Origin of the sequence: Vibrio genomosp. F10 str. 9ZD137, assembly GCF_049974785.1 — a bacterium.
Lineage (GTDB): Bacteria > Pseudomonadota > Gammaproteobacteria > Enterobacterales > Vibrionaceae > Vibrio.
On the sequence record NZ_JBNGCJ010000163.1, the window covers coordinates 1 to 899 of the forward strand.

Sequence of the window (899 nt, forward strand, 5' to 3'; positions counted from 1 at the left end):
CCACTTAGTAAGGCGTTAGGCATCAGGAGATTTGCATGAAACATCCAAAGTTTAAAGGTGTTGGCACATTAGATTCCGAAATCGAAAAATGCGAAAAAAATTTGTTGAACAAAGAAATTGAGTTCAACTGGATTGTTCAGAAACTGAAGTCTGCAGACCCGTCACTAGATAATATCAATAAGCTTAGACAGCAGATTCGAGCTAAAGAGAAACAAGTGATAAAGGCTCGAAAACAAGTAAAGGCAAAAAAGGATCAAAAGTCTCGTAAGGTTAATGAGAGGCAGAGAACCAAGTTTGGTGGTCAAGCTAAGAAAAAAGAACGATTGGCTTTAAATCGCGCGATTAATGAAGAAATGGATAATCAGGAGAACATTTTGTCCCAGTTAAAAAACATAGCAATTGAGTTTCCCTCTGATAAAGAAGAACCACAATCAGGGACTGAGTTATTCATTTCCCACGCTTCGGAAGATAAAGCCGATTTTGTTAAACCACTAGCTGACGAGTTAATAAAGTTGGGTGTATCAGTGTGGTACGACGAATATACACTGCGTATCGGAGACAGCTTGCGCCGTTCAATTGACCAAGGTCTTGCTGAATCAAGGTATGGTCTAATTATCCTGTCTAAAGCATTTTTTGAAAAAAACTGGACTCAGTACGAGCTGAATGGGTTAGTAGTAAGAGAAATGGAAGGAGATAAGGTCATATTGCCTATCTGGCACAACATTACCAAAGACGAAATTATGAAACTAAGCCCATCTTTAGTCGATAAGGTAGCGTTGAACTCAACTATGTTCACGATTAGAGAAATAGCTGAGAAAGTCGCTGACGCTGTAAAAAATGCCTAACAAACGCTTCAAGAGGGACAGCTAACGCGCGGCATTTTTACTATGCGTTGGTTT

Annotated in this window: 1 protein-coding gene; it reads left to right on the top strand. The window is 39.4% G+C overall.

What is annotated here, in order from left to right; translation table 11 throughout:
* Positions 1–35 precede the first annotated feature (35 nt).
* Positions 36–845, top strand: a complete 810-nt coding sequence (locus tag ACP45E_RS02020; protein WP_017038253.1) for a toll/interleukin-1 receptor domain-containing protein — start codon at positions 36–38, stop codon at positions 843–845.
* Positions 846–899: the final 54 nt, after the last annotated feature.

Coding starts and splice junctions, on each gene's coding strand:
- ACP45E_RS02020 (WP_017038253.1), top strand. CDS start 36: ATGAAACATCCAAAGTTTAAAGGTGTTGGCACATTAGATTCCGAAATC.